16 protein-coding genes and 1 tRNA gene are annotated in these 22,761 nt (G+C 72.0%); 6 read left to right on the top strand and 11 right to left on the bottom strand.

From position 1 onward, the window contains the following. Positions 1 to 135 precede the first annotated feature (135 nt). The 7 genes from ACZ4XD_RS33330 to ACZ4XD_RS33300 form a co-directional block, all read right to left on the bottom strand. Positions 136 to 657: a hypothetical protein gene (locus ACZ4XD_RS33330; protein ID WP_468048369.1), complete on the bottom strand. Its 522-nt coding sequence runs from the start codon at positions 655 to 657 to the stop codon at positions 136 to 138. An 80-nt stretch (positions 658 to 737) separates the two neighbouring features. Beyond that, on the bottom strand, positions 738 to 1,325 hold the full coding sequence (pth, locus tag ACZ4XD_RS33325) for an aminoacyl-tRNA hydrolase (RefSeq protein WP_468048365.1): 588 nt from the start codon (positions 1,323 to 1,325) through the stop codon (positions 738 to 740). A gap of 142 nt (positions 1,326 to 1,467) precedes the next feature. Further along, entirely contained in the window at positions 1,468 to 2,061 is a 594-nt protein-coding gene (locus tag ACZ4XD_RS33320) for a 50S ribosomal protein L25/general stress protein Ctc (RefSeq protein WP_468048362.1), read from the bottom strand. A 206-nt stretch (positions 2,062 to 2,267) separates the two neighbouring features. Beyond that, positions 2,268 to 3,242, bottom strand: a complete 975-nt coding sequence (locus tag ACZ4XD_RS33315; RefSeq protein WP_042156365.1) for a ribose-phosphate diphosphokinase — start codon at positions 3,240 to 3,242, stop codon at positions 2,268 to 2,270. A gap of 72 nt (positions 3,243 to 3,314) precedes the next feature. Further along, the gene (gene glmU / locus ACZ4XD_RS33310) at positions 3,315 to 4,772 is read right to left on the bottom strand and encodes a bifunctional UDP-N-acetylglucosamine diphosphorylase/glucosamine-1-phosphate N-acetyltransferase GlmU (RefSeq protein ID WP_468048359.1); all 1,458 of its coding nucleotides are present in this window, start codon (positions 4,770 to 4,772) and stop codon (positions 3,315 to 3,317) included. Between the two features lie 132 nt (positions 4,773 to 4,904). After that, positions 4,905 to 4,976, bottom strand: a tRNA-Gln gene (locus ACZ4XD_RS33305). Between the two features lie 29 nt (positions 4,977 to 5,005). Beyond that, positions 5,006 to 5,860 carry a hypothetical protein gene (locus ACZ4XD_RS33300; RefSeq protein WP_468048356.1) on the bottom strand — a complete coding sequence of 285 codons (855 nt, stop codon included), beginning with the start codon at positions 5,858 to 5,860 and terminating at the stop codon, positions 5,006 to 5,008. Positions 5,861 to 6,016: 156 nt separating this feature from the next. On the opposite strand from ACZ4XD_RS33300, the gene ACZ4XD_RS33295 reads away from it, so the two are divergent. Continuing rightward, positions 6,017 to 7,477: a sensor histidine kinase gene (locus tag ACZ4XD_RS33295; RefSeq protein WP_468048353.1), complete on the top strand. Its 1,461-nt coding sequence runs from the start codon at positions 6,017 to 6,019 to the stop codon at positions 7,475 to 7,477. 25 nt (positions 7,478 to 7,502) lie between these two features. Here ACZ4XD_RS33295 and ACZ4XD_RS33290 read toward each other — a convergent pair whose 3' ends face one another. Next, positions 7,503 to 8,066, bottom strand: coding sequence for an SUKH-3 domain-containing protein (locus ACZ4XD_RS33290; RefSeq protein WP_468048349.1), 564 nt, complete (start codon positions 8,064 to 8,066; stop codon positions 7,503 to 7,505). Positions 8,067 to 8,074: 8 nt separating this feature from the next. Continuing rightward, positions 8,075 to 8,587, bottom strand: a complete 513-nt coding sequence (locus ACZ4XD_RS33285; RefSeq protein ID WP_042156373.1) for a YwqJ-related putative deaminase — start codon at positions 8,585 to 8,587, stop codon at positions 8,075 to 8,077. A gap of 321 nt (positions 8,588 to 8,908) precedes the next feature. Here ACZ4XD_RS33285 and ACZ4XD_RS33280 point away from each other — a divergent pair, with 321 nt between their 5' ends. From ACZ4XD_RS33280 to ACZ4XD_RS33265, 4 genes are all read left to right on the top strand, one after another. Continuing rightward, on the top strand, positions 8,909 to 9,916 hold the full coding sequence (locus ACZ4XD_RS33280; protein WP_468048346.1) for an SMI1/KNR4 family protein: 1,008 nt from the start codon (positions 8,909 to 8,911) through the stop codon (positions 9,914 to 9,916). 5 nt (positions 9,917 to 9,921) lie between these two features. Then, complete coding sequence (locus ACZ4XD_RS33275) at positions 9,922 to 12,732, top strand: SUKH-4 family immunity protein (protein WP_468048344.1); 2,811 nt, start codon at positions 9,922 to 9,924, stop codon at positions 12,730 to 12,732. Between the two features lie 246 nt (positions 12,733 to 12,978). Further along, positions 12,979 to 13,914 carry an LCP family protein gene (locus ACZ4XD_RS33270; RefSeq protein ID WP_468048374.1) on the top strand — a complete coding sequence of 312 codons (936 nt, stop codon included), beginning with the start codon at positions 12,979 to 12,981 and terminating at the stop codon, positions 13,912 to 13,914. 162 nt (positions 13,915 to 14,076) lie between these two features. After that, entirely contained in the window at positions 14,077 to 15,081 is a 1,005-nt protein-coding gene (locus ACZ4XD_RS33265) for a cellulose-binding protein (RefSeq protein ID WP_468048342.1), read from the top strand. 38 nt (positions 15,082 to 15,119) lie between these two features. On the opposite strand, the gene ACZ4XD_RS33260 is transcribed toward ACZ4XD_RS33265, so the two are convergent. Then, the gene (locus tag ACZ4XD_RS33260; RefSeq protein WP_468048340.1) at positions 15,120 to 16,763 is read right to left on the bottom strand and encodes an MFS transporter; all 1,644 of its coding nucleotides are present in this window, start codon (positions 16,761 to 16,763) and stop codon (positions 15,120 to 15,122) included. A 208-nt stretch (positions 16,764 to 16,971) separates the two neighbouring features. Between ACZ4XD_RS33260 and mfd the strand changes: the two genes are divergently transcribed. Then, positions 16,972 to 20,547 (top strand): transcription-repair coupling factor, encoded by a 3,576-nt coding sequence (mfd, locus tag ACZ4XD_RS33255; RefSeq protein ID WP_468048338.1) that lies wholly within the window; start codon positions 16,972 to 16,974, stop codon positions 20,545 to 20,547. Between the two features lie 503 nt (positions 20,548 to 21,050). Here mfd and ACZ4XD_RS33250 read toward each other — a convergent pair. Next, entirely contained in the window at positions 21,051 to 22,589 is a 1,539-nt protein-coding gene (locus ACZ4XD_RS33250) for a DUF2079 domain-containing protein (RefSeq protein ID WP_468048336.1), read from the bottom strand. Positions 22,590 to 22,761 lie beyond the last annotated feature (172 nt).

Raw genomic sequence — 22,761 nt, 5'->3', positions numbered from 1 at the left:
CCCCCCCCCCCCCCCCCCCCCCCCCCCCCCCCCCCCCCCCCCCCCCCCCCCCCCCCCCCCCCCCCCCCCCCCCCCCCCCCCCCCCGCCGCCGTATCAGTCCCGGGAAGTCCTGGGGCCTCCCTCCCGGGGAAGTCCTAGAGCGCCGTGAACGCCGCGCCCAGCAACACCGCGCCCAGCAACCCCATGACCCACGCCGTACGCCGCAGCCGCATCCCCCCGGCCACCACCAGCGCCGCCAGCAGCAACGAGCCCGCGAACGGCACCCACGCATGCAGAATCCCGGCCGCCCCGGTCCGCACCGCGTGCGTCGTCCCCGGCTTGACCGTCACCTCGACCCGGGCGCCCTTGTCCGCGGCCCCCTCCGCGATCGACACCTTCGCCAGCCGCCGGGTATCACCCGACGACGGCACATAGGGGCCCGTGCACCGCTCACCCGCACACGCCGACACCGTCATCATGCCGCGGCCCCGCGCCTTGACGAGCATCGCGTACTGCGCCGTCTGCCACGACGTCCACACCCCCGCCACCAGCAGGAGCAACGCCAGCAGACCCATCAACCCCACCCGGACGACAAGCAGCGCCCCATAGGCGCTCTCGCCGACCCGCCGGGTACGACTACGTCTGACCGTACGGGTGCGCGTGCTGCTTCTGGGCATGGCCGCGATCCTTGGCCATGCACCAGCACCCGGTCAACCTCCGACAACGGTTCGTCAGAGCCTGACCACACCTGTCCCATTCAGGAGTTGTACGTACTCTGCGCCCGTTCCAGACCGTCGACGATCAGCGTCTCCACGGCATCCGCCGCACGGTCCACGAAATAGTCCAACTCACGCCGCTCCGCCGCGGGAAAGTCCTTCAGCACAAAATCCGCCACCTGCATACGGCCCGGCGGACGCCCGATCCCGAATCGCACCCGGTGATACTCCGCGCCCAGTGACTTCGTGATCGACTTCAGACCGTTGTGACCGTTGTCACCGCCGCCCAGCTTCAGCCGCAGCGCACCGTAATCAATATCCAACTCATCGTGAATCGCCACGATATTGGCCACCGGCACCTTGTAGAAATCCCGCAGCGCGGTCGTCGGTCCACCCGACAGATTCATGAACGACATCGGCTTCGCCACCACCACACGACGGCTCGACGGACCCGGCGCACCACAACGCCCCTCCACCACCTGCGCCCGTGACTTGTGCGCCTTGAAACGGCCCCCCATCCGCTCCGCCAGCAAATCCGCCACCATGAACCCCACATTGTGGCGATTACGCGCATACTCCGGGCCCGGATTACCCAGCCCCACCACCAGCCACGGATCAGCGTCCGCCATCTCAGCCACTCCCACATCCGCCGGCCACACCCGCCGGCCCCGACCGCAACTGCCCATGAAACAGCCCAACCGCCACCCCGCGCCCAAAGGCGCGCGGCAGCGGCTGGACAAAGCGCTGAGAACCCGCCTCAGCGGAAAAGACTCAGGCCTCGGCGCCCTCAGCGCCCTCGCCCTCGGCCTCCTCGGCCGGCGCCTCCGCCTGCGCCGCGACGACCTGCAGCACCACGGCGTCGTCCTCAACGGCCAGCGACACACCGGCCGGCAGCGCGATGTCCTTCGCCTGCACCGAGTGACCGGCGTCCAGACCCGCGATGGAGACGGTGACCGACTCCGGGATGTGGGTGGCCTCGGCCTCGACCGGCAGGGTGTTCAGCACGTACTCGAGCAGGTTGCCGCCCGGGGCCAGCTCGCCCTCGGTGTGGATCGGCAGCTCGACGTTGACCTTCTCGCCCTTCTTCACGGCCAGGAAGTCGGCGTGCACCAGGAAGCCACGGATCGCCTCACGCTGCACGGCCTTGGGGATGACCAGCTCGCTCTTGCCGTCGAACTCCAGACGCAGCAGCGCGTTCGGCGTCTTCAGGGCCATCATCAGCGCGTGGTTGTTGATCGCCACGTGCTGCGGCTCCGCACCGTGACCGTAGATGACCGCGGGAACCAGGTCCGCACGGCGCGCACGACGGGCGGCACCCTTACCGAAGTCGGTACGGACCTGGGCGTCGAGCTTGACCTCAGCCATGACTGCACTCCTCGTATCTCAGAAACATCTGGTGGGCGTCACCCGGCCCACGACAGACCTGCTACGAAGAGCGCGTCGATAACGGACAGCCACCACAAAAGGGCGGCCTCCCTCGCCGAGCAACTCAATGAGTCTACCCGGCCGGAAGGCCGCCCCAAAGTCGATCAGACCCGGACTACCTCACAGGCCCGCCCGATATCCCTGACTCACTGCTCCTCGAAGAGGCTCGTCACCGAACCGTCCTCGAACACCTCACGGATCGCCCGGGCAATGGTCGGTGCCATCGACAGCACCGTGATCTTGTCCAGCTCCAGCTCCGAAGGCGTCGGCAGCGTATTCGTGAAGACGAACTCGCTCACCTTCGAATTCTTCAGCCGGTCCGCCGCCGGACCCGACAGCACACCGTGCGTCGCCGTCACGATCACGTCCGAGGCGCCATTCGCGAACAGCGCATCCGCCGCCGCGCAGATCGTGCCACCGGTGTCGATCATGTCGTCGACCAGGACACACACCCGGTCCTTCACATCACCGACGACCTCATGCACCGTGACCTGGTTCGCCACGTCCTTGTCACGCCGCTTGTGCACGATCGCCAGCGGCGCGCCCAGACGGTCACACCAGCGGTCCGCCACCCGCACCCGGCCCGCGTCCGGCGACACGACCGTCAGCTTCGAGCGGTCCACCTTCGCGCCCACATAGTCCGCGAGGACCGGCAGCGCGAAAAGATGATCCACCGGGCCGTCGAAGAAGCCCATGATCTGGTCGGTGTGCAGATCCACCGTCACCACACGGTCCGCACCCGCCGTCTTCATCAGATCAGCGATCAGCCGCGCCGAAATCGGCTCACGGCCACGGTGCTTCTTGTCCTGACGCGCATAACCGTAGAACGGCACGACCACGGTGATGCTCCGGGCCGAGGCCCGCTTCAGCGCATCAATCATGATCAGCTGTTCCATGATCCACTTATTGATCGGAGCCGTGTGGCTCTGAATCAAAAAGCAGTCCGCGCCACGCGCCGACTCCTGATAGCGGACATAGATCTCGCCATTGGCGAAGTCGAATGCCTTCGTCGGGACCAGGCCCACACCCAGCTGGTGCGCGACCTCCTCGGCAAGCTCGGGGTGGGCGCGGCCGGAGAAGAGCATCAGCTTCTTCTCGCCGGTCGTCTTGATCCCGGTCACAGCAAATCTCCTCGAATCACAGTTTGCGTGCGTTCATCACGGTACGCCCCGCACGGCGCACCCCTTGCACGATCACCGCTCGCCCTCGGACTCCTGGCGAGCAGCCGAAGCCGCCTGCGCGGCGGCGCTTCCAGGCCGCTTACGCGCGACCCAACCCTCGATATTCCGCTGCTGGCCACGCGCGACCGCCAGCGAACCCGGGGGCACATCCTTGGTGATAACAGAGCCGGCCGCCGTATAAGCACCGTCCCCGACCGTGACCGGAGCCACAAACATGTTGTCCGACCCCGTCTTGCAATGTGAACCGACCGTGGTGTGGTGCTTCGCCTCACCGTCGTAGTTCACAAAGACACTCGCCGCACCGATATTGGTGAACTCACCAATCGTCGCATCCCCCACATACGAAAGATGCGGCACCTTCGTACCCTCACCGATCGACGCGTTCTTCATCTCCACGTACGTACCGGCCTTCGACTTCGGACCAAGATCCGTCCCCGGACGCAGATAGGCGTAAGGCCCGACATTCGCCCCGTCACCAATACGCGCACCCTCGGCCACCGTGAACGACGCCACCGCGCCCGCACCCACCGACGTATCCGTCAGCCGGGAATGCGGACCCACCTCGGCACCCGACGCGATATGCGTCGCACCCAGCAGCTGCGTCCCCGGATGGACCGTCGCATCCGCCTCGAACGTCACCGACACATCCACCCACGTCGACGCCGGATCCACCACCGTCACACCGGCCAGCATCGCCTGCTCCAGCAGCCGGTCGTTCAGCAGCCGCCGCGCCTGCGCCAGCTGCACCCGGTTGTTGATCCCCAGGATCTCCCGGTGGTCCCCGGCCACCGCCGCACCGACCCGGTGCCCGGCCTCCCGCACGATCCCCAGCACATCGGTCAGGTACTCCTCACCCTGACTGTTGTCCGTACGCACCTTGCCGAGCGCATCAACCAGCAGCCGCCCGTCAAAGGCGAACACCCCGGAATTGATCTCCCGGATCGCCCGCTGCGCCACGCTCGCGTCCTTGTGCTCGACGATCGCGGTCACCGCGCCGGAACTCTCCGCACGCACGATGCGCCCATAACCCGTGGCGTCCGGCACCTCGGCCGACAGCACCGTGACGGCATTGCCGTCCGCGGCGTGCGTGTCACCGAGCAGCCGCAGCGTCTCACCGGTCAGCAGCGGAGTGTCACCACAGACGACGATCACCGTGCCGTCGACGGCCACACCGCTCCGGCTCAGCTCCTCCAGAGCCGTACGCACCGCGTGACCGGTGCCGTTCTGCTCGTGCTGCACCGCGGTGCGCACGTCGGGGTCGATCTCGGAGAGATGTGCCTGCACCTGCTCACGGGCGTGACCGACGACCACGACGAGATGCTCGGGGTCCAGCTCACGGGAGGCGGCGACGACATGGCCGACGAGGGAGCGGCCACTGACGGTGTGCAGGACCTTTGGGGTGGCCGACTTCATGCGGGTGCCCTCACCCGCTGCGAGAACGACGACGGCTGCCGGGCGGTTGGCGCTCACGGGGATGCCCTTCGGCTTCTTGGCTACTTCGGGTGGTGGTCATCCGAAGGATACCGGTGCGTATTGCAGCCGAAACGCGGGCGGGTCCTGACGTGGTGGTCAGGACCCGGAAATTCGCCCGTTGTGCATGTGCTCCCCTGCCAGGACTCGAACCTGGAACAAATCATCCAAAGTGACCCGTGTTGCCCATTACACCACAGGGGATGGTAAAGCGGTTCAAACCGGACACTTTGTCAGTCTGGCCGCTTGGCACCCAACACTATGCCGTACCACCAGCCTTCGATGCGACGGTATAGGTCAGCGCTTTGCAGGACTCGGATCACCAGACAGCCGTGGTAGCCCTCGCCGACGTTCTTGCGGACGGTCTTTGGGTTGTGCTTCTTGATCGTCGTTTTGTGGAGTGCGTCGACCGCGACGTCCACGAGATCGGCCCAGTAGCGCTCGGCGGCCGCCACGTCGGCGGTGCCGTGAATCATCACTCGATAGCCGATGCGGTCCGGCTCCACGCCCAACAGCTTCAGCCAGGCCAGGTAGAGCCGGATCACGCCGGGGTCGCTGTTGACGAAGGTGACGCCCTCCCGTCGGGCGTGCGGCTTGTCCTTGGTGCCTTCCGCCCAGTAGAGGGCGACTCCGGCGATGAACAGGTCGCGATCCGAGAGCGTCCCGAGTTCTCGCGTCGCCTCGTCCTTGGTTCGCCGGCGCTCCTCCTCCCGCCGCTCAAGCGTCGCCTCCCAGCCGCGCCGGGCGATGGCGGAAGCCTCCTCGCGGGTCCGTGGAGGCGGCTTCGGCAGATCCCGCACCCACAGGGAGATCGAGCTCTTCGAGCAGCCCAGCTCGACCTGGATCCGGTCGTAGGTGAGGCCCTGCTTGCGCAGTTCGCGGGCCCGGGCGCGGAGGTCGTCCTTGGCGTTGGGGCGGCGGGTCCAGTCGGGGGCGGGGGTGCCTTCGAGGAGGCGGTTGAGGATGTCGTTGTTGTGGAGGTGGAGGCGGTCGCGGATCTGGCGGCGGCTGAGGCCGGCCCGGCGCAGTGCGACGGCCTGGGGGCGTAAGGACTCGTAGTCGGGGTGTTCCCGGTGGGGGTTCGGCATGGGGACAGGTTGGCGTGTGCGGGTGTGCGAAAGCGTCGAAAGTGTGGGCGGTTCATCAGTTCGAGGGGTAACCGGCGGTAGGGGGCTGGTAACGGCCCTGCTGTGGCCGATAACGGGGCGGGGGAATCGCGGACCGGCGCCCGTAGGCTGGTCGGTATGACCGCGACGGGGGCAAGTGAAGGTGTGGGCGCGCGGGGTGCGCCGGTGAGCGGGCCGTGGTGGTGGGCCCGGCGGCGGAGTGCCGTGCTGGATGTGGGGCTGGCGGCGGCTTCCGCGGTGGAGTGTGCGTTCGAGGGCGCGCGGTTCGCCTCGGGGGCGCAGCTGCCCGAGCTGGTCGGGGTGCTGCTCGGCCTGCTGGCGGGGCCGGTGCTGTTGGTGCGCCGGCGCTGGCCGGTGGTGGTGGTGCTGGTCTCGATAGCGGTGATTCCGGCGGAGATGGGCGGGCTGCTGAGCACGGTGGGGCTGTACACCCTCGCCGCGTCGGATGTGCCGCGCCGGATCACGGGGCTGCTGGCGGGGATGACCGTGGCGGGGACGTTGGTGACGACGTTCCTCAGCTTGCGGCAGGACGTGCTGGCGCAGGAGGACTTCCAGCCGCCGATGTGGCTGCTGCCGGCGATGTCGCTGGCGCTGGGGCTGGTGCTGACGGCGCCGCCGGTGCTGTGGGGGCTGTATGTCGGGGCGCGGCGGCGGCTCGTGGAGAGCCTGCGGGAGCGGGCGGACGGTCTGGAGCGTGAGCTGTCGCTGCTGGCGGACCGGGCCGAGGAGCGGGCGGAGTGGGCCCGTAACGAGGAGCGGACGCGGATCGCGCGGGAGATGCACGATGTGGTCGCGCACCGGGTGAGTCTGATGGTGGTGCATGCGGCGGCGTTGCAGGCGGTGGCGCTGAAGGACCCGGAGAAGGCGTCGAAGAACGCGGGTCTGGTCGGTGACATGGGGCGGCAGGCGCTGACGGAGCTGCGGGAGATGCTGGGGGTGTTGCGGACGGCCGACGGGGCGGCGGTGCGGGGCGCCGCGGCGTCGGGTGCGCCCGAGCGGCTGGCGGCGGTGGCTTCCCGGGCGGGGGCGCAGGCGACGGTGCAGGCGCGGTCGCCGGAGGCGTCCGTGGTGGCGGAGTCCGCGGGGGACGGGGGTCCTGAGTGCGAGGCGCCGGTGTCGGCGCCGGCTGGCGCGGAGGGGGATTCCGAGGGGCCGTATCTGGCGGAGCTCGGGGATCTGGTGGGCCAGTCCCGGGCGGCCGGGATGGTCGTCGAGCTGACGGTGGACGGGGCGGCCGAGGGGGAGCCGGTGGCTGCCGCCGGGCTGCGGTATGCGCCGCCGGTGGAGCGGACCGTCTACCGGGTGGTGCAGGAGGCGCTCACGAATGTGCACAAGCATGCGCCGGGGGCGCGGGCGCGGGTGCGGCTGGCGCACCGCGAGGGGGAGCTCGCGGTGCAGGTGGAGAACGGCCCCTGCGAGGGCGGTGCGGCCGATGCGGGGCTGCCGAGTGGCGGCAATGGCCTGGTGGGGATGCGGGAGCGGGTGACGGCGCTGGGCGGTGTGTTCGTGTCGGGCCCGACGGAGGCCGGTGGCTTCCGGGTGTCGGCGGTGCTGCCGGCGGCCTCCGCGGTGAGCTGACGCGCCGTACGCCGGTCGCGGCGGCTCAGTCGCCGGTGTGGCCGGCGACGCCCAGCCGTACGGGCCGTGACCCCAGCACCAGGACCCCCAGCGCACTGTCGATGTCCGGTCCCAGGTACCAGTCGCCGGTGTGGTCGAGGCTGTAGACGCGGCCTTCGGTGTCGATGGCGAGGGTGGCCTGGCCGTAGATGGCGCCGTCGTGGGTGGTGAGTTCTTCGCGGCCCAGGGGGGCCACGTCGGTTTCCAGGGCGCGGCCGAGGTCGCCGAGGGTGCGGGCGAGGTGGAGGCCGTGCAGTGGGTCGACGGCGAAGGGGGTGGGGGCGATGTGCCGGCCGGGGCCGGGTCCGGTGATGTGCAGTCCGCCGAATTCGGCCCAGGCCTCGACGGCGGCGGGGAAGACGGTGTGGCGGTGGCCCGCGGGGGAGGTGTGGGCGCGGAGGGTGTCGGCCCAGTGTTCCGCCTGCTTTATGTCCCAGCGGCCGGGGTGCCAGCCGGCTTCGTGGAGGGCGACGTCGACGGCGGCGGGGAAGCGGGTCGAGTCGGTCCGGTCGTGGGCGGGGGTGCGGGGGCCGGGGGTGGTGGGCGGCATGGTGGCGGTCAGCTTCCTGTGGGCGTGGTGCCGCTGATGGGCATGACGCCGAAGTGGGCGAGGAGGGCGTCGCAGGAGCGGCAGGGCGGGGCGTAGCTGCCGTGCTGGGGGTCGCCGTCCTCGCGGATGTGGCGTGCGGTGAGTTTGGAGTGTTTGAGGGAGCGGCGGGCTTCGCCGTTGGTGAGGGGTTTGCGGGACGCGCGTTTGCCGCGGTTGCCTTCGACGGCGGTGAGGTGCCGGGAGAGCAGGACGGCTTCGGGGCAGCGTCCGGTGAAACGTTCGCGTTGTGCGGTGGCGAGGGTGTCGAGGAAGTCCTGGACGAGGGGGTGCAGGGCGGGGGGCTGTTCGGCCTTGCCGGCGGTGCAGGTGAGGGTTTGTCCGCGTACTGACAGGGCGGCGCCGATGGTGGGGAGGATGCCGTCGCGGCGGTGGTGGAGGGCGGGTGCGCCGTCGGCGGTGCCGCTCCAGCCGATGCGGGGGTCGCCGGCGGCTGAGTTGTGGTGGCGTGCAGTCGTGCTCATGGTGGTGCTTTCCCTCCCCGAATCCCCGTGTCGCTGGGGGTCCCCCCGGCCCTAGGTGGGGGAGGGTCAGCCTGCCAAATGTGCTGGGTGTTGCGGTAGTCGGGCGGGCTGTCGATGATCTCACGGCGGGCTGACGGGGCGTCGGTCGTGGGGTAACGGAGCTGGTGGGCGGGGTGGTGCGCGGGGGGCTCGGGGGTGGTGGGGCGGTGGGTGACGTCGGTGTGTCGCGGGGCTGACGGACAGGGACGGGGGGAGGGGGAGGGCGTAGCGGTACGGCTTAGGCTGTGCTCCAAAGCCAGCTTCAGCCAGGGGGCAAGCGCGATGACGACAGGTCGGCAAGGGCTGGGGGCACTCCCCGGCCCCCGGGCGGCGGGACATGCCGCGCCACCGAATTCGGCCTATGCCGGGCAGGTCGTGCATTTTCCGGATCCGGTCCGTGCCGCACGGTACCCCGCCGGGGTGCGGATGGACGAACGGGGTTTCCCGGAGTTCTCCCCGTATGCGCGCGCGGCCGCGGAGATCGCCGAGCCGCCGGAGGGTTTCGGTGTCGATGAACTGCGGCTGACGGACTATGTCTCGGCGAACGCGGCCCTGCACGCGCAGGGGCACGAGCTGTGGATAGATGTGCCGGCGGTGGCGACGCCGCACGGCTGGACCTGGCATCACGTGGCCGGTACCCGGCGGATGGAGCTGATCCCGGTCGAGGTGAAGGCGCTGCTGCGGCATCACGGCGGGCTGGCGACGGCCGCCGTGGCGCACGACAAGCGCGGTACCCGCCCGTTGCAGGAGACCCGGCCGGCGCACTTCGGGCTGCCGCACCGTGATCTGTCCGTGGGCGAGGAGCAGTTGGCGCAGGCCGAGGAGGCGCTGGGCTACCGGCTGCCGGGCGCCTACCGGTCGTTTTTGAAGGCGGCGGGCGGGTGTGCGCCCGTGGGAGCGGCGCTGGACGCGGAGTTGGGGCTGCTGGTCGACCAGCCGTTCTTCACGGTGCGCGATGACGCGGCGGTCAACGACCTGCTCTATGTGAACAAGTGCCTGCGGGACCACTTCACCAAGGACTATCTGGGCGTGGCGTTCGTGCAGGGCGGTGTGGTCGCGGTGAAGGTGCGCGGCGAGGCGCTCGGCTCGGTGTGGTTCTGTCCGTACGACGATGCGCGGGACCAGGACGGGTGGACGGTGCAGGAGCGGGTCGAGCGGCTGTTGTTGCCGTGCGGCGCGGATTTCGATGACTTTCTCCTGCGGCTGGCGGGCAATCCGCCGGAGCTGGAGACGGTGGCGGATCTGATGGTCGACGGCGGTTTCGCGTACGCGGTCGCGGTGGGGGGTTGAGCGCGGTGGTGACGTTCGCGCAGGCGCAGGAGCGCGCCGAGCGGTGGGTCAACGGCGAGGTGCCGGCGGCGCTCCACCGTGAGGTGCGGGTGCGGGAGTTCGATCTGGGCTTCGTGGCCTGGGCCGAGGACCGGGATGGGGGTCCCCCCGGTGCCGAAGGCTTTGGGGGAGGTCCGACGACGGACAGCGGCCGGGCCCGGCTGGTGATCGCGCGGGACAGCGGGGAGACGACGCTGTGGCCGGGGCTGCCGGTGGGTGAGGTGATCCGGCGTTACGAGGAGGAGTACGGCGCTGCCGTGGACGGTGGCGCGGACGGGGCGCCGCCGCAGCGGATCGATCTGGAGGCCACCTCGTTCCTGCTGACGCCGCCGGAGTGGTTGCAGGAGGCGGCGGACGCGCGGGGTGTTCCGGAGCAGCGGACCGCGGGCGGTGAGCAGACCCCGGCGGCCCCGCCGTCCGTTCCCGCTCCTGCCCCCGCGCCCGAGCCCGCGCCGTCGGCGTCGGACGCCTGGGCCGAGGTGAGCGTCAACGGCACGGACGGCGCGGCCGCGCAGAGCGGTGCGCAGGCGGCGGGGACGGGCCCGGGGGCCGCTGCCTCCGGGGTGCCGACGCCGTGGGCCGACGCGGACACCACCTCCGGCGCGGGCAGCGAGGACCGTTCGGTGGGGTTGCCCGCGACGGTGTTCGCACCGCCGCTGGCCGGTTTCGACGAGGAGGACGAGGCCCCGTCGGCGCCGCGGGCCCGGCCGGACGCCAAGACCGAACTTCTGCACGGCGGCAGTCAGTTGCCGCGTACGCAGGTCTCGCCCGCGCTGGATCTGCCGGAGGACGGGGCCCGGGCCGGCAGTGGTCCGCTGCCGCCGCCGATGCCGCCCGCGCCGCCGGCCGCCGCTCCGCTGCCGGATCTGCCGCCGCCGTCGGGCGCGCCGGTCACGGATGTGCCGCCCCCGCCGGGTGCCGGTACGCCCGCCGCGGCCGGGCCGGGGGTGCCGCCTCCGGCCGCGCCGCCGGCGCCGCCCGCGGGCGGTGGGGTGCATGCCGCGGCGACGATGCTGGCCGACGGCTCGTCGCTGCCCGGTAACGCCGCCGCGGGCCCGCCCCCGCCGCCCGCCGCGCCCGGTCCGCCCGGTGCGGGCCGGGACGGTGCGCCGCAGCCCGCCGACGGAGGCGCCACCGGAGCCGGACCCGGCGGCCCCGCGGCGTCCGGCCCCGGTGCGCCGGGAGTTCCGGCCGGTGGCTATGTGCCGACGCAGCTGGTCTCGCAGCTGGACGCGGCGGATGTGGATCTCAGCGCGGTGGACGGGCCGGGCGGGGCGGACGCGTCGGGCGGGTCCGACGGGTCCGGGTCCGGTGGCGCCGGTTCCCCGGCGGCCGGCGGTTCCGGGTCCGGTGGGGTGCATGCCGCGGCGACGATGCTCGCCGACGGCGCGTCCCTTCAGGCGTCCCTCGGGGGTGCGGGCGGTGCCGCCGCCGGTCCCGGGGTGCCGCCGCCGCCCGCGCCGCCCGGTGTGCCGGGCGCGCCCAAGCCTCCCGGCCCGCCCGGTAAGCCCGGGGTGCCCGCGGACGGCCGGAGCTCCGGTGGCCAGGGCGGTCCGCCCCCGCCGCCTCCGCCGCCCGCCGTGGGCGGTACCGGCGGCGGTGTGCATGCGGCGGCCACGATGCTGGCCGGTGGCGCGGCGCTGCCCGACGGCGGTCCCGGTGGGCCGGGTGTTCCCCCGTCGGCCGGTCCCACGCCCCCGCCCGCTGCGCCGCCCGGTCCTCCGCAGGGGCCGCCCGGTGCGCCGGGCCCCGGCGGCGGTGCGTACGGCTATCCGCAGGCGCCGAGCGGTCAGCCGACGGTCGGTCCGGGCTATATGGCCGTGCTGAGCTATCGCGCGCCGGACGGGTCCGAGCAGAAGATCGTGCGCCGTTCCGCGCCCGGTACCCCGCACCCGGAGTGGCAGCTGCTGCATGAGCTGCGCGCGATGAACGTTCCGCCGCAGCAGGTGCTGGAGCTGCACACCGAGCTGGAGTGCTGTGATCTGCCGGGCGGCTACTGCGCCCGGATGATCCGGGACAACTGGCCGCAGGTGCGGATCAGCCACACCGCCGCGTACGGCCGTGACCATGCCTCGCGCCAGCAGGGCGTACGGCATCTCGTCGAGCATCAGGGCGAGTTGCACCAGGTCGCGGACGGCCCGGCGCGGCCGGCGCCGGTGCGGGTGCCGTTGCCGCATCCCTCGCAGGTTCCGCCGGTGCCGCCGGTGCCCCCGCAGGTGATCGGGCAGGAGCTGGAGCAGGCGTTCGGCCCGCAGGCCCTGTTCCGCTTCGACCAGCGGGCGGTCTCCCGGCAGGGGGTGCCCGATGTGGTGGCGCAGATGCTGGTGTGGGCCGGGCTGCCGGTCGACTTCGGGCCGTTCTTCTGGGCGCAGGCGCAGCCGCACCGCCCGGTGCCGACGCTGGCGGAGCTGGCGGCGGAGCGGATGGTGCAGCCGGCCGCGGACGCCGGTTCGTATCTGGTGATGGGCAACGACTTCGGCCGTCAGCTGTGTGTGCAGTACGGGACCGCGCACATCGTGGCGGTGCCCATGGAGGCCGGTCCCGGCGGTCAGCCGGCGACACCGCAGTTCGTGAACTCGGGGCTGCCGGAGTTCACCCGCTGTCTGGCGATGCTGGGGCGGATGTGGCGGCTGCGGTACGGGCTGACGCCCGAGCAGGCGGGCCGTTGGACCGTCGACTTCCAGGCGCAGCTGGTCGCCCTGGACCTGCCCGCGCTGGGGTCGCCGGAGACCTGGTGGTCGGTCCTGCTGGAGCAGATGTGGGACGGGCTGTTGTAGCGCTGTGTCACTGGACCGGAGGCGGGTGCTGCCGCCGGTCCGGGGCCGGGCGCTCGACCTGCGGGATGGGCCGGGCGCCCTGACCATGCGTATATGGGCCGTCCGATACCCCCGCTGTCGCAGGCGTCGTCGACGACGCTGTACCGGGCAGGGCGCCCGCGGTGGTGGCACCGCGGGCCGGCGGGCCGGCCGCCGCGCAGGCCGGGGCCGCGCCGCCGCCGGCGGGCGTGGCTCACCTGGATCCTGGTGACGCTGCTGGTGCTGGTCGCCCTGGTGCTCGCGGGCGGGGCCTGGCTGTATGTCTCTGCGGGGCGGCAGCTCCAGCACGTCGATGCGCTGGGCGAGTACGCCGGGCGTCCGGCCGCGGGCAAGGGCACGAATTGGCTGCTGGTCGGTACCGACAGCCGTACCGCGCTGACCCCCGAGCAGCGTGAGCAGCTGCACGTCGGCAACAACGAGGTGCAGAACACCGACACGATCATGGTGCTGCACTCCGGTGAGCACGGCCCCACGCTGGTCAGCCTGCCGCGCGACAGCTACGTCCCGATACCCGGCCATGGCAGCCGGAAGATCAACGAGGCATACGCGGACGGCGGCCCGCAGCTGCTCACCCGAACGGTGGAGCAGGCGACCGGACTGCGGATCGACCGCTATGCCGAGGTGAACTTCCTCGGGTTCGTACAGGTCGTGGACGCGCTGGACGGGGTGCGGCTGTGTCTGGACGCCCCGCTGAAGGACGAGAAGTCGGGTGCGGACTTCCCGGCCGGCTGCCGGCGGATGAACGGCGCCGAGGCGCTGGCGTTCGTACGGGCCCGGTATGCCGACCCGGAGGGTGACCTCGGACGGGTGAAGCGTCAGCGGCAGTTGCTCGGTGCGGTGGCGGAGGAGATGGCCGCCCCGTCGGTGCTCCTCGACCCGGACCGGTTCCAGCGCGTCCTGGACACCTCGCTGGCGGCGCTGGTCGTGGACGACGGCGCGGACATGGCGCGGGTGCTGGATATGGGCTGGTCGATGAAGCAGATCGCCGGGGGCGGCGGCACGGCGACGACGGTTCCGGTGAACCGGCCCGGGGTGATGGTCAGTGGTGTCGGGTCGGTCCTCGCGTGGAACGAGAGCGGTGCGCGGGAGTTGTTCGGGGCGCTGCGCCACGATGAACGGATTCCGACTTCTGGCACCAAATAACGCATCCTGGTGGGGTGGATGGGGTGAAGTGTCGCGAGGGTGCGATCTCGCACCGATCCCAAGGGAAGTGCGCATAACGGCACAGTCCTGCACACAACCATGCGAAAGAGCGCGGAAGGCCGCGGATCGCACGACGGCCGCGCGGCGGAGAGGGGCTTGAGGATGAGTGCATCGGTTTCGCCTCACGGGTTCGAGACCGTACGAGGGCGTGGCTACCGGCCGGAGGATGTGGACCGCCGCGTCGAGGGGCTCTCGGTCGACCGGGACTCCTGCTGGGAGCGCGCCGCGCGGCTCACGGTCCTGTCCAACGAGATGGCGGCCGAACTCACCGAACTGCAGGAGCGGGTGGCGCAGTTGCCGCCGCAGACGTATGCCTCGCTCGGCAGCGAGGCCCGGCTGATCCTGACGACCGCGGAGTCCGAGGCGGCCCGGCTGCGGGCCGGGGCGCAGCAGGCGGACGAGGAGATCCGGGACGCGGCCGCGGTGTATGCGGACGAGGTGCGGGAGGCGGCCGGCAAGGCGGCGGACGCGCGGCGCGACGAGGCGGAGACCCGGGCCCGGCGGACGGGGGAGGCCGCGCGGGGGGAGGCCGCGGAGCTGGTGACCGTGGCGACCGAGGAGGCCGGGAAGCTCCGGGAGGAGGCGGCCGCCGAGCTGGCCGAGGTGCACCGGCGGACCGCGCAGCTGCTGCGCGACCAGGAGAAGCGGCAGGCCGACGAGTGGGACGCGGCCGGGCGGGAGATCGCGGAGCGGGAGGCGGAGACCGACCGGCTCGTCGCGGAGCTGGACGCCCGCGGGAAGGCCGCCCGCGCCGACAGCGAGCGGCTCTACGCGGAGGCCGAGGAGGCCGCCCGGCACCGTCAGGAGGACGCCGAGGACCGCGGCGCCGGTCTGCTGGCCCAAGCCGAGGCCGAGGTGGAGCGCATCGAGCGCACCACGGCACGGATCCTGCGGGAGCACGACGCGGAGCGCGAAGAGGTCCGCACCCATATGACCCATGTGCGCAACAGCCTGGCCGCGCTCACCGGGAAGGCACCGGTGCCGGACGAGGACGACGGGGCGCCGGACGGCGGGCGGGAAGCCGATGCCGGGGAGGCCGCCGGCCCCGACGCGGAGGACACCCTGGAGACGCAGCTGCCCCGCGCGGGCGGCGGCGCGGGCGCCTGACGGACGGCCACGCCACCGCCCGGACACCGGTCTTCCGGTCAGGCTCCGTCCGGCCCGTCAGTGCCCGCGCCGTCACCCGTGCCCGTGCCCTCGCCCGTTCCTCTGCCCTCGTCCGTGCCGCCGGTGTCCGTGTGCACCGGGAAGTGCCGCGGTGCCAGCAGCAGGGCGAGCAGCGCGAGCCCGGCGGCCGCTGCGGCGCCGACGTAGACATGGTCGACCGTGGTGTCGACGGCCCGGCGGAGGTAGTCGGTGGCCTGTGCGGTGAGGCCGTCGGGGTGTTCCAGCGCGCGGGAGACCGCGTCGAGGTCGTCGGGCAGGCCCGCGCGGATGTCCGAAGGGGCGTGCGCGAGACGGTCGTTGAGGGTGGCGTTGGCGAGGGCGCCGAAGAGCGCGGCACCGAGCGACTGGCCGACCTGGCGGCAGAAGAGTATGGAGGCGGTGGCGGTGCCGCGCTCCCGGTAGCCGACGGAGGACTGCACGCCGATGATCAGCGGGAGCTGGAAGAGGCCCAGGGCCGCCCCCAGCGCCAGCATGATCAGCGCGGGCTGCCAGGCGGCGCCGGGGTAGGGCAGCACGGGGAAGGCGAGCAGGACCAGGCCGGCCGCGCCGATGCCGAGCATCGCGCAGCGGCGGATGCCGAGCCGGTTGTAGACATGGCTGCTGAGGGCGGCCGAGACCGGCCAGCTCAGCACCATCACCGACAGCACGAAGCCGGCCGAGGTCGGGCTCAGGCCCAGCACCGACTGGGCGTAGGTGGGCAGGAACACCGTCGGGGCGACCATCAGCAGGCCCAGGGCGCCCAGCGCGAGGTTGACGGCGGAGATGGTGCGGCGGCGCCACACCCAGCCGGGAATGATCGGCTCCGCGGCCCGGCGTTCGATGAGGACGGTGACCGCCGCGCACCCCGCGCTGCCGGCGAACAGCAGCAGCGACGGGGTGGAGAGCCAGGCCCAGGCCACTCCGCCCTGCACCAGGGCGGTCAGCAGCAGCCCACCGCAGGCGAAGATCGCCAGCGCGCCGGGCCAGTCCACCCGCGGGCGGGCACCGGGACCCGGCCGGCTCCGCTGCGCCTCGGTGAAGTGCCGCCCGATCAGCCAGAGGGCGGCCGCGCCCACCGGCAGATTGACCAGGAAGATCCAGCGCCAGTCCGCGTAGGCGGCGAGCAGTCCCCCCAGGGCGGGCCCGGCGACCGCCGAGGTGGCCCAGACGCTGGAGAGCCGGGCCTGGATCCTGGGGCGTTCCTTCATCGGGTAGAGGTCGGCGGCGATGGTCTGGACGGTGCCCTGGAGGGCGCCGCCGCCCAGGCCCTGCACCACCCGGAAGGCGATCAGCGAGGCCATGTCCCAGGCTCCGGCGCAGGCCAGCGAGCCGACGAGGAAGAGCACGATGCCGGTGACCAGGACGGTTTTGCGGCCGAAGGTGTCGGAGAGCTTGCCGTAGACCGGCAGGGTGACGGTGACGGCCAGCAGATAGCCGGAGAACAGCCAGGAGAAGACCGCGAAGCCGCCGAGGTCGCCGACGATCTGCGGGACGGCGGTGGCGAGGACCGTCGAGTCGAGCGCGGCCAGCGCCATACCGAGCATCAGGGCGGCGACGACGGGGCGGGGCGGCGGGCCCGTGGGCGGCGGGGCCTGCGCCCGCAGCGTGCCACTGTCTCCGGTACGTCGCGTGCTTCCGCTCACCGTGCCCCCTCCTGGAGTCCTTGTAGGGTGCACCCTTCCATGGGAGCGGGGGGTGCGGAACCGCGAAGCCGGGTGGCACGGGGGCGCGAGGGCGCCGTCCCCGGCTTCCGGCCCGGGCTGTCGGTGGGCGGGCGTACGCTTGGCAACCCCGGCCCGTGAGACGTGTCGGGCTGCTGCGTTGTTCGCCTCGCTGGGACGGAACCTTCTCATGAGCCTGACTGGTCTGCTCGACGTCGTCGCCAAGGACCCGGCGCTCGCCGAAGCGGTGCAGGCCGCGACCGACGGGCACCGCCCCCAGGTGGATCTGGTGGGGCCGCCGGCCGCCCGCCCCTTCGCGATCGCCGCGCTCGCCCGGCAGGCCGGCCGCCCGGTGCTCGCGGTGACCGCCACCGGCCGGGAGGCCGAGGACCTCGCCGCCGCACTGCGCAGCCTGATGCCGGCCGGCGAGGACAACTCCGTCGTGGAGTTCCCGTCCTGGGAGACGCTGCCGCACGAGCGGCTCTCGCCGCGCTCGGACACCGTCGGCCGCCGCCTCGCGGTGCTGCGCCGGCTCGCCCACCCGCGCGACGACGACCCCACGGCCGGCCCCGTCTCCGTCGTCGTCGCGCCCATCCGCTCGGTGCTCCAGCCGCAGGTCAAGGGCCTCGGCGACCTGGAGCCCGTCAGCCTGCGCACGGGGCAGACAGCCGACCTCGAAGAGATCGTCGACGGTCTGGCGGCGGCCGCCTACGCCCGCGTCGAGCTGGTCGAGAAGCGCGGCGAGTTCGCGGTCCGCGGCGGCATCCTGGACGTCTTCCCGCCCACCGAGGAACACCCGCTGCGGGTCGAGTTCTGGGGCGACGATGTCGAGGAGATCCGCTATTTCAAGGTCGCCGACCAGCGGTCCCTGGAGGTCGCCGAACACGGGCTGTGGGCGCCGCCGTGCCGGGAGCTGCTGCTGACCGGCGAGGTGCGGGAGCGGGCCGCGGCGCTCGCCGAGCAGCATCCCGAGCTGGGCGAGCTGCTCGGCAAGATCGCCGAGGGGATCGCCGTCGAGGGCATGGAGTCACTGGCTCCGGTCCTGGTGGACGACATGGAGCTGCTGCTGGACGTGCTGCCCAAGGGCTCGATGGCCGTGGTGTGCGACCCGGAGCGGGTGCGGACCCGGGCCGCCGATCTGGTAGCCACCAGCCAGGAGTTCCTCCAGGCGTCCTGGGCGGCGGCCGCGATGAACGGCGCGGGCGGCGGGCAGCCGGCCGACGGCGCAGCGGCCCCGATCGATGTCGGCGCGGCCTCCCTGTGGGGCATCGCCGATGTCCGGGACCGGGCGCGCGAGCTGGGAATGCTGTGGTGGTCGGTCAGCCCGTTCGCGGCCGATGAGGACCTGGCGGCCGACGGCGACACCCTCAAGCTGGGCATGCACGCCCCCGACACCTACCGCGGCGACACCCAGCGGGCGCTGGCCGACACCAAGCAGTGGCTCGCGGACGGCTGGCGCACGGTCTTCCTCACCGAGGCGCACGGCCCGGCGGCCCGCACGGTCGAGGTCCTCGGCGGCGAGGGCATCCCCGCCCGCCTGGACGCCGAACTGGCCGACATCGCCCCGTCCGTCGTCCATGTCTCCTGCGGCTCCCTCGACAACGGCTTCCTCGACCCCGCGCTCCGGCTCGCCGTCCTCACCGAGACCGACCTCTCCGGCCAGAAGGCGGCCGGCAAGGACGGTGCCCGGATGCCGGCCCGCCGCCGCAAGACCATCGACCCGCTCACCCTGGAAGCCGGCGACTTCATCGTCCATGAGCAGCACGGTGTCGGCCGCTACATCGAGATGGTGCAGCGCACGGTCCAGGGCGCCACCCGCGAATACCTCCTCGTCGAATACGCGCCCGCCAAGCGCGGCCAGCCCGGCGACCGCCTCTACATCCCCACCGACCAGCTGGAGCAGGTCACCAAGTACGTCGGTGGTGAGGCCCCGACGCTGCACCGCCTGGGCGGCGCCGACTGGACCAAGACCAAGGCGCGCGCCAAGAAGGCCGTCAAGGAGATCGCCGCCGACCTGATCAAGCTCTACTCCGCGCGGATGGCGGCCCCCGGCCACACCTTCGGCCCGGACACCCCCTGGCAGCGCGAGCTGGAGGACGCCTTCCCGTACGCGGAGACGCCCGACCAGCTCACCACCATCGCCGAGGTCAAGGAGGACATGGAGAAGTCGGTCCCGATGGACCGCCTGATCTGCGGCGATGTCGGTTACGGCAAGACCGAGATCGCGGTCCGCGCCGCCTTCAAGGCCGTCCAGGACGGCAAGCAGGTCGCCGTCCTCGTGCCGACCACCCTCCTCGTGCAGCAGCACTTCGGCACCTTCACCGAGCGCTACGGCCAGTTCCCGGTCAACGTCCGGGCGCTGTCCCGCTTCCAGACCGACACCGAGGCCAAGACCGTCCTCGAAGGACTGCGGGAGGGCTCCGTCGACCTGGTCATCGGCACCCACCGCCTCTTCTCCTCCGAGACCAAGTTCAAGGACCTGGGCCTGGTCATCGTCGACGAGGAGCAGCGGTTCGGCGTCGAGCACAAGGAGCAGCTGAAGAAGCTGCGCGCCAACGTCGATGTCCTCACCATGTCCGCCACCCCCATCCCCCGCACCCTGGAGATGGCGGTCACCGGCATCCGCGAGATGTCGACGATCACCACGCCCCCCGAGGAGCGCCACCCCGTCCTCACCTTCGTCGGCCCCTACGAGCAGAAGCAGATCGGCGCCGCCATCCGCCGTGAACTCCTGCGCGAGGGCCAGGTCTTCTACATCCACAACCGGGTGGAGTCCATCGACAAGGCCGCCGCCCGGCTCCGCGAGATCGTCCCCGAGGCGCGTATCCAGACCGCCCACGGCCAGATGGGCGAGTCCCAACTGGAGCAGGTGGTCGTCGACTTCTGGGAGAAGAAGTTCGACGTCCTGGTCTCGACGACGATCGTCGAATCGGGCATCGACATCTCCAACGCCAACACCCTGATCGTCGAGCGCGGCGACAACTTCGGCCTCTCCCAGCTCCACCAGCTGCGCGGCCGGGTGGGCCGCGGCCGGGAACGCGGCTACGCCTACTTCCTCTACCCGCCGGAGAAGCCGCTCACCGAGACCGCCCACGAGCGGCTGGCGACCATCGCCCAGCACACCGAGATGGGCGCCGGCATGTACGTCGCCATGAAGGACCTGGAGATCCGCGGCGCGGGCAACCTCCTCGGCGGCGAGCAGTCCGGCCATATCGCCGGCGTCGGCTTCGACCTCTACGTCCGTATGGTCGGCGAGGCGGTCGCCGACTACCGCGCCTCCCTCGAAGGCGGCGTGGAGGAGGAGCCGCCCCTGGAGGTCAAGATCGAACTCCCGGTGGACGCGCATGTCCCGCACGACTACGCGCCCGGCGAGCGGCTGCGCCTCCAGGCCTACCGCGCCATCGCCTCCGCCTCCTCCGAGGAGGACATCGCGGCCGTCCGCGAGGAACTGACCGACCGCTACGGCAAGCTGCCCGAGCCCGTCGAGAACCTGCTGCTGGTCGCCGGCCTGCGGATGCTGGCCCGCGCCTGCGGGGTCTCCGACATCACGCTCCAGGGCGCCAACGTCCGTTTCGGCCCCGTCGAGTTGCGCGAGTCCCAGGAACTGCGACTCAAGCGGCTCCACCCCCGTACGGTCCTCAAGCCGGCCACACAACAAATTCTTGTTCCGCGGCCTACTACGGGGAAGATCGGCGGCAAGCCCGTGGTTGGGCGCGAGCTGCTCGCGTGGACAGGAGAGTTCCTCTCCACCATTTTGGGCTCTTAGCCCCGCTTCCCACGTTGCGGGTGGCGCCGCCGTGCCTGCTTTTTCGCCTGTCGGCGGGGGTGGGTGAGGTTTGGGCGGGGGCCGCTTGTTGTTGGTGGTGGGTGCCGGGTTCGGTCCTCCGGGGCCTGTGTTGTGGACTGCTTCGCTTTACGTCCACAACACAGGCCCCTCCGGCCCGCCCCCTCCCGTTCGGATGGCGGCCCCCGTCCGGTGGGGGGAGTTGTGAAAGACCAGTAGTTCGGCCGCACCACGATGCGGCCGAACTGCTGGTCTTTGTCTTTCCTTCCCCCCACCGGGGTGGGGTCCCATCACCTACGGGAGGGGGTGGGGCCGGAGGGGTGGGTGTTCGGACGTAAAGCGAAGCAGTCCGAACACCCACCCCGGAGGCCCCGCCACCGGCACCCACCACACACCGGGGCCCCACCCCAACACACCCCTCCCGCCGATAGGCGAAACAACAGAAAGAGGCACGGCGGGGCCACCCGACAACGTGGGCCGAAAAACTACTTCGCAGAGGTCCGGCGGAAGACCAGTAGATCCGCGGTGTCGCCGAGCACCACATACGTGGAGCGGGGATGGCGGGCGGTGGTCTCCGCCAGTACCTGCCGCGGGGTGCGGTCATCACGTAGCTGCACAGCGACGTACTGGGGCGACAGCCCCCCCGTGTCGCCGATCCAGAAGACCTGGGTGCGGTGGGTGAGGCGGCTCAGCGGCCGGATGTCGGACTCCACGGTCGCGCCGTCGGGTATGCGCTCCAGCAGCTTCTCGTCGGCGGTGACGTTCGGCGGGGTGCGGTAGGTGGCGGCCTCGGTGAGCCGGGACAGCGGCAGATTGGCGGTCAGGGCGAGGGCCGCGGCCAGGACGGCGGCCGGGAGGTGGTGGGCGTACGAGCGGAGCCAGGGGCGGGCGGATACCCGTATGCGCGGCAGGGCGTCGATCAGGGCGAGGAAGACGACCGGCATCAGGACGGCGTTGTAGTGCCAGTCGGTGCCCCAGTAGTGCGGTTCGTGGGAGAGGAAGCGCCAGCCGAGGGTGGGCAGCGCGACCAGGAGGAGGGGGGAGCGCAGCGCGAGCAGGCCGGTGGTGGGGAGCAGGACCCACAGGGTGGTGCGGAGGGCGTCGTCGAGGGGGATGGTGGCGCCGCCGCCGTCGGCGCCGAACTTGGTCCAGTAGTCGTAGGAGCCGGAGCCGTTGAAGCCGGGTATCAGCAGGCCGAGGGTGACGGCGGTGGCGGTGATGCCGAAGGCGACCAGGCCGATGGCCAGGGGGCTGGCCCGGCGGGTGCGTATCAGGGCGAGCGCGCCGATGGTGGCGGCGGTCACCCCGAGGTCTTCCTTGACCAGCACCAGGGGCGCGGCCCAGCAGACCGCCGCGGTCCACCGTCCGCGCAGCACCGCTTCCAGCGCGAACGCGATCAGCGGCAGGGCGAAGGCGATCTCGTGGAAGTCGAAGTCGACGGCCTTCTGTAGGCCCCAGGACGTGCCGTAGGCGATGCCGAGGGACAGGCCCGGGAGGCGGCCCAGGTGGCGGGCGGCGGCGCGGGTGACCGGCAGCACGGACAGGGCGAACAGCGCGGCCTGCGCGGTCAGCAGGGTCACGGGGGAGGGGAACACCCGGTAGAGGGGGGCGAGCACGATCAGCACGGGGCTGAAGTGGTCGCCGAGGATGTTCGTGCCGGGGCCCTTGAGGTCGACTATCGGCGCCTGGAAGTGCGCGTAGCCCCGTACGGCCTGTTCGAAGATGCCCAGGTCCCAGGAGGAGATGGACATGGTGCGGTACCGGTAGACGGACAGCAGCGCGTACGCGAGGAAGAAGAAGAAGGCGGTCCAGTAGGGGTCCAGGCGAGGGGCGCGGAGGGGCGCGGTCCGGGTCCGCAGCCGGTCGGCGGTGTGCCGCAGCCGGCCGGGCGGGGCCGGTGGTGCGTCGGTAGTCGTGGTCGCGGCGGCGGCCGGCCCGGCGGTCCGGGGTGGCGGCACCGTGCCGCGGTCCTCTACCGGAATCCGTCCGGGGGCGCCCCCAGCCGTTGCTGCGGCCGTGTCCATGCGGATCCTCACTCTCCCCGTGCCCGAAAAGATACTCGAACCGGCTGACCGGTCCGCCCGGTGGCCGCTGCGCTGCGACGGCCGGGCCGGCAGTGGGTCAGACGGGGTCCTGGGGCGGGGCGTTCCCGGGGAGGGACGGCCGCCGGCCCGGCACCGCGGGGTCGCGGTGCCG

It is taken from the genome of Streptomyces sp. NPDC029466, assembly GCF_055574515.1.
This window is presented reverse-complemented; position numbering and strand designations above follow the sequence as displayed.

What these genes read in the sequence shown, in the direction of transcription:
- ACZ4XD_RS33330 (WP_468048369.1), bottom strand. Translation starts at nt 657, where the DNA reads ATGCCCAGAAGCAGCACGCGCACCCGTACGGTCAGACGTAGTCGTACC.
- pth (WP_468048365.1), bottom strand. Translation starts at nt 1,325, where the DNA reads ATGGCGGACGCTGATCCGTGGCTGGTGGTGGGGCTGGGTAATCCGGGC.
- ACZ4XD_RS33320 (WP_468048362.1), bottom strand. Translation starts at nt 2,061, where the DNA reads ATGGCTGAGGTCAAGCTCGACGCCCAGGTCCGTACCGACTTCGGTAAG.
- ACZ4XD_RS33300 (WP_468048356.1), bottom strand. Translation starts at nt 5,860, where the DNA reads ATGCCGAACCCCCACCGGGAACACCCCGACTACGAGTCCTTACGCCCC.
- ACZ4XD_RS33295 (WP_468048353.1), top strand. Translation starts at nt 6,017, where the DNA reads ATGACCGCGACGGGGGCAAGTGAAGGTGTGGGCGCGCGGGGTGCGCCG.
- ACZ4XD_RS33290 (WP_468048349.1), bottom strand. Translation starts at nt 8,066, where the DNA reads ATGCCGCCCACCACCCCCGGCCCCCGCACCCCCGCCCACGACCGGACC.
- ACZ4XD_RS33285 (WP_042156373.1), bottom strand. Translation starts at nt 8,587, where the DNA reads ATGAGCACGACTGCACGCCACCACAACTCAGCCGCCGGCGACCCCCGC.
- ACZ4XD_RS33280 (WP_468048346.1), top strand. Translation starts at nt 8,909, where the DNA reads ATGACGACAGGTCGGCAAGGGCTGGGGGCACTCCCCGGCCCCCGGGCG.
- ACZ4XD_RS33265 (WP_468048342.1), top strand. Translation starts at nt 14,077, where the DNA reads ATGAGTGCATCGGTTTCGCCTCACGGGTTCGAGACCGTACGAGGGCGT.
- mfd (WP_468048338.1), top strand. Translation starts at nt 16,972, where the DNA reads ATGAGCCTGACTGGTCTGCTCGACGTCGTCGCCAAGGACCCGGCGCTC.
- ACZ4XD_RS33250 (WP_468048336.1), bottom strand. Translation starts at nt 22,589, where the DNA reads ATGGACACGGCCGCAGCAACGGCTGGGGGCGCCCCCGGACGGATTCCG.